We start from the raw sequence: 7,166 nt of genomic DNA, 5'->3' as shown, positions 1-7,166 counted from the left end.
TTGAATACGACCCACGGCCAGCCAGCGTCAGGCATTGAGGTAACACTGCATCTTTTAGATAGCCAACAAGCGCTTGCCACGGGTATCACCGACACGGATGGTCGAGTTAGATTTGATACTGAACTTACCCTTGCCGAAACCTACACCCTAAACTTCGCAACAAAGGATTACTGCCAAAACGCATTTTCAGCGGTGTTTTTCCCAAAAGTGGATGTTCATTTCTATGTTGACGATCAACGTCACTATCACATCCCACTTCTGCTCTCTCCCTATTCCTATTCTACTTACAGAGGAAGTTGATATGTCGAGACAAGTTCATAGGGGCAGTATTCTTCACTTCCCAAAAACCACGATCGATCCAGCCAACAATTATCAGTACTTCAGTGATGGAGTCTTGGTAACAGAGAATGGCCGTATCACTCACCTAGGTGAAGCTAGCGACTTCTTCAAACATCCTGCCAACCAACAGTTGCTTAATTACGGTGGCGTAGAGATGCATAAAGGCTTACTGATCCCGGGCATGATAGATAGCCATGTCCATTTCCCTCAAGTAGAGATGATCGCCAGTTATGGTAAGCAGCTACTCGATTGGTTAAATGAATACACCTTTCCCACTGAAAGCCAATTTGCCAACCAAGAATATGCACTCGCTCAAGCGGAATTTTTTCTCGGTCAGTTGATTGCACACGGAACAACCACGGCAAGTGTTTTTGCCACCGTTCATCCTCAATCTGTAGATGCTTTCTTTACTGCTGCCGAAGCTATTCAAGCTCGTATGATCTGCGGCAAAGTGATGATGGATAGATTTTGTCCCGAAGAGTTACAAGATACACCAGAGCAAGGCTATCGGGAGAGTAAAGAGCTTATCGAGCGCTGGCACAAAAACGGGCGAGCTATGTATGCCATCACCCCAAGGTTTGCGCCAACCAGCACGCCACTGCAACTTGCAAAGGCCGGCCAATTAGCTAATGAACACCCAGATACTTTCATTCAGACACATCTGAGTGAGAACTTAGGCGAAGTGGATTGGATAAAAGAGCTCTACCCTCAGCACCCTGATTATCTCGGCATCTACGAAGCCAATGACTTAGTACGAGAGCGAGCACTATTTGGTCACGCAATACACCTTGAAGACCGTGAATATCAAGCTTTGAAAAGTTCAGGCGCTACCATTAGCTTCTGCCCGTCCTCAAACCTTTTCTTAGGCAGCGGCCTGTTTAACTTCGACCGAGCCAAGGCCGACGGGTTAAACGTTTCAATCGCAAGTGATGTTGGCGCAGGAACCAGCCTGAGTCTATTCGCAAACCAATCTGATGCTTACAAAATCTGCCAATTACAAAACAGCAGCTTAGATCCATTTGAGGCGCTCTACCTTTGTACCCAAGGGCCTGCATCGGCCATGGGCATTGACCATCTAGTTGGAAATCTCAACCCAGGCAGTGAAGCGGATTTTGTTGAACTCGATTTCATGGCTTCGCCCATGCTGCAGCAGCGCCTACTAAGGTGCAAAACACTAAGTGAACAGCTGTTTGCCATTATCACACTCAGTGATGATCGCATCATTGAACGCACCTATCTGTGCGGGAATTTAGTATACAAAAAAGGAAGTAAAGTATGTGGCCACAACTCTATGAATGGATTGCGCTATTTATCAAATGGTTCCATGTAATCTGTGGGGTTGCATGGATTGGAGCTAGTTTCTATTTTACCTGGTTAGACAACAGCCTAGAAACACCGCCTAAATGGAAAAAAGACAAAGGGATCAAAGGTGATCTTTGGGCTGTACATGGCGGTGGTTTTTATGAGGTTGCCAAGTATCAAGTAGGTCCAGAGAAGATGCCCGAAAATCTTCACTGGTTTAAATGGGAAGCCTACACAACTTGGTTAACCGGAACAGCATTGCTTATTTGGATGTACTACTTTAATGCTCAAGCGTACCTCATTGACCCACGCATTATGCCACTTAGTAGTTTACAAGCGGTGATGTTGGGTATTGGCGGGGTCATTGCAGGGGTCATCACCTATGAACTGTTGTTGCGTTCGTCACTCTCCTCATCCAAGCCACTTTTTGTTGCTTCAGTGGTATTAGCTGGCTGCGCATTCTTCTATGGCTTTAGTCAGGTATTTAGTGGACGAGGCGCGTTTATTCATATGGGCGTGTTGATTGGTTCGATAATGGTCAATAACGTATTTTACAAGATCATACCCGGACAACGAAAAATGGTCGCGCAAGTCGTTGCTGGTGAGAACGTCGATCCCCAGCCTGGCTTAGAAGGTAAACGCCGTTCTATTCATAACAATTACTTCACGTTACCTATCATTTTCTTAATGATCAGCAACCACTACCCAATGTTCTATCAGCATGCAAACAACTGGCTGATCGCCATTTTGGTCATGATACTTAGCGCCTGGATAAGGCACTATTTTAATCTTAGGCATGTTGGTTTAACCAAACCTTCTGTACTTATCAGTGGCTCTTTAGCTATGTTTATGCTGGCTATTGTGGTGAGTTTACCAATCAATTCACTAGACAAAAACGATAATGTTTCAAACGCTAAAGCGATGATCGAAACAGCAGACACAGATAAACATCAGCTTAAGGTAATGACTATTATCGAACGCCGATGTACTACGTGTCATAGTCAAACCCCTACAGATGACGTTTTTTCAGTCGCTCCGGCTGGCGCTAGCTTTGACAACTGGCAAGACGTTCAGCGTTGGTCAACAAGAATTGTCGCTCGTACGGTTGAAAATGAAGACATGCCGTTTATGAATAAAACCGGTATGACGAAAGCAGAAAGGCTCGAGATTGGTAAGATATTGGCGAACTGATTTGATTGCCTAATTCGTAGTTTTAACTCAAGTTAACAACAGCCAAACCCACTAGTGTGAGTATGGCTGATTGAGCGTTGGGTTTTACTCCCAATCAAGAATAACTTTACCTGACTTACCGCTACGCATAGCGTCAAAGCCTGCTTGGAAGTCATCAACTTTGAAGTGGTGAGTGATGATTGGTGTGAGATCTAAGCCAGATTGAATCAATGACGCCATCTTGTACCAAGTTTCAAACATTTCACGACCATAGATACCTTTAATTACTAGGCCCTTGAAGATCACTTGGTTCCAATCGATACCCATGTCGGATGGCGGAATGCCCAGTAGCGCGATACGACCGCCATGGTTCATTGTCTTTAGCATTGAGTTAAACGCTGACGGTACACCAGACATTTCAAGGCCGACATCGAAACCTTCTGTCATGTTCAGCTCTTCCATCACGTCTTCAAGTTTTTGCTCAGCAACATTCACTGCGCGAGTAACGCCCATCTTACGCGCAAGCTCTAAGCGGTACTCGTTAACATCAGTGATAACAACGTGGCGCGCACCAACATGCTTTGCAACTGCGGCAGCCATAATACCAATTGGGCCTGCGCCAGTAATAAGCACATCTTCGCCGACCAAATCAAACGACAAAGCAGTATGAACTGCGTTACCAAATGGGTCGAAGATTGATGCAAGATCGTCAGAAATACCTTCAGGGATCTTAAATGCATTAAATGCAGGAATAACTAGGTATTCTGCGAATGCACCTTCACGGTTTACACCAACACCTACAGTGTTGCGACATAAGTGAGTGCGACCGCCGCGACAGTTACGACAGTGACCACAGGTAATATGGCCTTCACCAGAAACACGATCACCGATTTCGAAGCCGCGGACCTCTTGGCCGATACCTACAACTTCACCAACGTACTCATGGCCAACCACCATAGGCACAGGAATCGTGTTCTGTGACCACTCGTCCCAGTTGTAGATGTGAACGTCAGTACCACAGATCGCTGTCTTCTTAATTCGGATTAGGAGATCATTGTGTCCAAGCTCTGGCTTGTCTACTTCGGTCATCCAGATGCCTTCTTCAGGCTTAAGTTTTGAAAGTGCTTTGATTTTCATTATTTGATGATCTCCATGTCACGACCTACCTCGATGAACGCATCGATAGCGCGATCGAGCTGCTCACGAGAATGCGCTGCAGACATTTGGGTACGGATACGAGCTTGGCCTTTTGGTACTACCGGGAAAGAGAAACCAATAACATAAATGCCTTTTTCAAGTGCACGCTCTGCAAACTCAGCCGCGACTTTAGCGTCGCCTAACATGATTGGGATGATTGCATGGTCAGCACCACCCATGGTAAAGCCTGCGTCTTCCATTCGTGTGCGGAAGTGTGCTGCGTTTTCCCATAGGCGATCGCGTAGGTCACCACTTTGCTCTAATAGGTCTAAAACACGGATAGAAGCGTTAACGATTGCTGGTGCAACTGAGTTAGAGAACAGGTATGGACGCGACCGCTGACGTAGCCAGTCGATCACTTCGGCTTTACCCGATGTGTAACCGCCTGAAGCGCCACCCATAGCTTTACCTAACGTACCTGTGATGATGTCGATGCGATCGACAACATCATGGTATTCGTGGGTACCCGCGCCTGTTTTGCCCATGAAGCCAACAGCGTGAGAGTCATCAACCATAGTCAATGCGCCGTACTTGTCTGCAAGATCACAAATAGCCGGAAGGTTTGCTACCACACCATCCATTGAGAACACACCGTCAGTGACGATAAGAATGTGGCGAGCGCCCGCTTCTTTCGCCGCGATTAATTGCTGTTCTAGCTCTTGCATATTGTTGTTGGAGTAACGGAAACGCATCGCTTTACATAAGCGAACACCGTCGATAATTGAAGCGTGGTTCAACGCATCAGAGATGATTGCATCTTCTTTGCCAAGAATCGTTTCAAACAGACCTGCGTTTGCATCAAAACAAGAGGTGTAAAGGATAGTGTCTTCTTTACCTAGGAACTTAGACAGCTTTTGCTCGAGTTCTTTATGGATATCTTGAGTACCACAGATAAAGCGAACTGATGCCATACCAAAACCGTGTACATCCATACCCTGCTTACCCGCTTCAATTAGCTCTGGGTGATTGGCAAGGCCAAGGTAGTTGTTTGCACAGAAGTTTAGTACTTCTTCACCGGTAGAGATCTTTACCGCAGCCTGTTGTTGCGACGTGATCACGCGTTCTGACTTGTATAGACCTTCGGCCTTTACTTCTTCTATTTGATTTTGAATCTGTTGGTAGAATGCAGAAGACATTGCAAATTCCTTCCTAGTTATTATGTCGGATTCCAGTGGTTCACTGGAGCCAAAATCTTATTCACTAAGTGTAATTCAAGCGCGCCAATTTCATTATCCCGTTAGGTGGAAAAACATTATTGAATTTGAGGCACAAATAACGTCTTTTAATGATGACGGTCACATTTACACACGTTACAATGGCGAAAAATACCGACATGACGTTAGGAAAATGAAGAATACTAAGCTGATCACCCTACTTCCCGACTTAGCCAGTTTTATTGCCATTGTTGATGAAGGAAGTTTTACCTCAGCGGCCAAAAGTCTCGATGTTACCCCATCCGCATTGAGCAAATTAGTCACACGTTTAGAGACCTCACTGTCGGTTAAGCTTTTTGAGCGCACGACTCGAAAGCTGATCATCACACAGCATGGCCAGCAGGTTTACGATCAAGCTTTGGTTATGTTGGATGCAGCAAAGCGCGCAGTGGAGTTATCGACCACTGCCCACCAAGAGATGTCCGGGGCATTAACTATCGCTGCTCCCGAAGCATTTCTCAACTCGGTACTCCAGCCTCACGTCGTTCCTTTCTTGAAAAAGTATCCTGAAATTCAACTTAAGCTTCGTGTCGCAGACGGAGAAATCGATCTAATTCGTGAAGGAATAGACATCGCGTTTAAACTCACCGATAAGCCCGATGAGAACTTAGTGCTAAAAGAGGTCAGCAAAACCAACCTTGTACTGTGCGCGAGCCCTGCATATATCGCTAAACGCGGCATGCCAGCCCATCCTAGTGAACTGACCGACCATGACTGTCTCTATCTAGCAGAAACAGACAAAGATCATGTGTGGGATTTCTTTAAAGATGACGAGTACCACTCAATTGCAGTGTCGGGGCGATACGCAGTTAACCACTCTCAAATGCGCTTAACAGGAGTAAAGAACGCCCTAGGTATAGGTATCTTCCATGACTTCGTGGTAGCTGAAGCAGTAGCGAACAATGACGTTATTCCGATCTTGCAAGATTGGACAATAAAAAGTAACTATCATGGTGCGGTTGCTATGCAATATCCTCAGACCAAATATATGCCAGCTAGGCTGCGCGGGTTTATTGATTATATTAGTGAGCAATTGGGAGCGGATTGAGCGGATGTGTTTAGGATTATAGTCCATAGCAAAGGGTTTTCGTCGGGAGGCTTGAGCTTGCAACAATTTAACTGAATAGAGGTGGAGCTCGAGGAATAGCGAGTTGGAATCGTTCGCTTAGAGCCAAAAAAGCGTAACTTTCTACTATCGCTAACGTGCTTTTAGTAAAGTGTGTGGGTGTTGGAACTGTGTCTTGGTGGAAACTAGAAAAATGGCTGAATGGACAAGGTTTGCTGTGCTGAGTTTCTACTTTGCCTGCTTCGATTTGTACTAACTCAAAACCATTGATGGTACAAAGTGTCGCCCATACACCTGCACTCGCTCCGTGGGCATTGATAACGGGCATCAAAGTTACAAGCACCCAACTTAGGGCACTTGCAACTAACATAGTTCGCTTGAAGTTCGATGCTCGTAACATATTCACTCTCGGTTAATAGGCGTGAATATATAACTTTTTACTAACAATCTCAGCAAGCCACTCCCAAAAACCTAACAAAGATCATGGTAATAGCGGCTTTACTGATGCTTTATCAGCCGAACAACTTACTCCATATGCTAGGGTTTCGCTTGTCGTGGTACTCGATTCGCAAATCATCTACGGTTTTTAGCTCTGCTTTCGCGCCGGCAATATCACCCGCTTCTAACTTGCTCTCTACAGAGTCGAGCGCGACTGACAACTTGGAAAAGCCTTCAAAATAGATATCAAATTTCTCAGGAGGGTAATCGCCACGTTTTGACTGTTCAACAAGCTCAGATAAGTTGTTCACGGCGGACTTCATTTGACTTATCTCAGTTGCCTCGGCAGCTGTTTTAAATTCGACTTTCATTTGCTTCATCGTGGCTTTAAGGTCGAAGTCGCCAGCAAACGCTTGAGCAGATAAGGCGATGGCTAAAAC

8 protein-coding genes are annotated in these 7,166 nt (G+C 45.5%); 4 read left to right on the top strand and 4 right to left on the bottom strand.

Annotation, left to right across the window (positions count from 1 at the left end):
- The 3 genes from uraH to QTO00_RS11495 all read left to right on the top strand — a co-directional run.
- Positions 1 to 300: hydroxyisourate hydrolase (uraH, locus tag QTO00_RS11505; protein ID WP_331424942.1), on the top strand; the 300-nt coding region annotated here is incomplete at its 5' end.
- A gap of 1 nt (position 301) precedes the next feature.
- Positions 302 to 1,669 carry a guanine deaminase gene (guaD, locus tag QTO00_RS11500; protein WP_331424941.1) on the top strand — a complete coding sequence of 456 codons (1,368 nt, stop codon included), beginning with the start codon at positions 302 to 304 and terminating at the stop codon, positions 1,667 to 1,669.
- A complete protein-coding gene (locus QTO00_RS11495) occupies positions 1,615 to 2,832 on the top strand; it encodes a urate hydroxylase PuuD (protein WP_331424940.1) in 1,218 nt (405 codons plus the stop codon). Before guaD ends, QTO00_RS11495 begins: the two co-directional genes overlap by 55 nt.
- Before the next feature lie 84 nt (positions 2,833 to 2,916).
- Here QTO00_RS11495 and tdh read toward each other — a convergent pair whose 3' ends face one another.
- Positions 2,917 to 3,948: an L-threonine 3-dehydrogenase gene (tdh, locus tag QTO00_RS11490; RefSeq protein ID WP_331424939.1), complete on the bottom strand. Its 1,032-nt coding sequence runs from the start codon at positions 3,946 to 3,948 to the stop codon at positions 2,917 to 2,919.
- Positions 3,948 to 5,144, bottom strand: a complete 1,197-nt coding sequence (locus tag QTO00_RS11485) for a glycine C-acetyltransferase (protein ID WP_331424938.1) — start codon at positions 5,142 to 5,144, stop codon at positions 3,948 to 3,950. Before QTO00_RS11485 ends, tdh begins: the two co-directional genes overlap by 1 nt.
- A gap of 211 nt (positions 5,145 to 5,355) precedes the next feature.
- Between QTO00_RS11485 and QTO00_RS11480 the strand changes: the two genes are divergently transcribed.
- Complete coding sequence (locus tag QTO00_RS11480) at positions 5,356 to 6,270, top strand: LysR family transcriptional regulator (protein WP_331424937.1); 915 nt, start codon at positions 5,356 to 5,358, stop codon at positions 6,268 to 6,270.
- 67 nt (positions 6,271 to 6,337) lie between these two features.
- Here the strand turns inward: QTO00_RS11480 and QTO00_RS11475 are convergent, their stop codons facing one another.
- Both QTO00_RS11475 and QTO00_RS11470 read right to left on the bottom strand, forming a co-directional pair.
- On the bottom strand, positions 6,338 to 6,688 hold the full coding sequence (locus QTO00_RS11475; protein WP_331424936.1) for a hypothetical protein: 351 nt from the start codon (positions 6,686 to 6,688) through the stop codon (positions 6,338 to 6,340).
- A 112-nt stretch (positions 6,689 to 6,800) separates the two neighbouring features.
- The gene (locus QTO00_RS11470) at positions 6,801 to 7,157 is read right to left on the bottom strand and encodes a cytochrome b562 (RefSeq protein WP_331424943.1); all 357 of its coding nucleotides are present in this window, start codon (positions 7,155 to 7,157) and stop codon (positions 6,801 to 6,803) included.
- Positions 7,158 to 7,166 lie beyond the last annotated feature (9 nt).

Origin of the sequence: Vibrio sp. M260118, assembly GCF_036533755.1 — a bacterium.
Classification (GTDB): Bacteria; Pseudomonadota; Gammaproteobacteria; order Enterobacterales; family Vibrionaceae; genus Vibrio.
This window is presented reverse-complemented; position numbering and strand designations above follow the sequence as displayed.

Bases quoted from the DNA above. Each gene is read 5' to 3' on its own strand.
- guaD (WP_331424941.1), top strand. From the start codon at position 302: ATGTCGAGACAAGTTCATAGGGGCAGTATTCTTCACTTCCCAAAAACC.
- QTO00_RS11495 (WP_331424940.1), top strand. From the start codon at position 1,615: ATGTGGCCACAACTCTATGAATGGATTGCGCTATTTATCAAATGGTTC.
- tdh (WP_331424939.1), bottom strand. From the start codon at position 3,948: ATGAAAATCAAAGCACTTTCAAAACTTAAGCCTGAAGAAGGCATCTGG.
- QTO00_RS11485 (WP_331424938.1), bottom strand. From the start codon at position 5,144: ATGTCTTCTGCATTCTACCAACAGATTCAAAATCAAATAGAAGAAGTA.
- QTO00_RS11480 (WP_331424937.1), top strand. From the start codon at position 5,356: ATGAAGAATACTAAGCTGATCACCCTACTTCCCGACTTAGCCAGTTTT.
- QTO00_RS11475 (WP_331424936.1), bottom strand. From the start codon at position 6,688: ATGTTACGAGCATCGAACTTCAAGCGAACTATGTTAGTTGCAAGTGCC.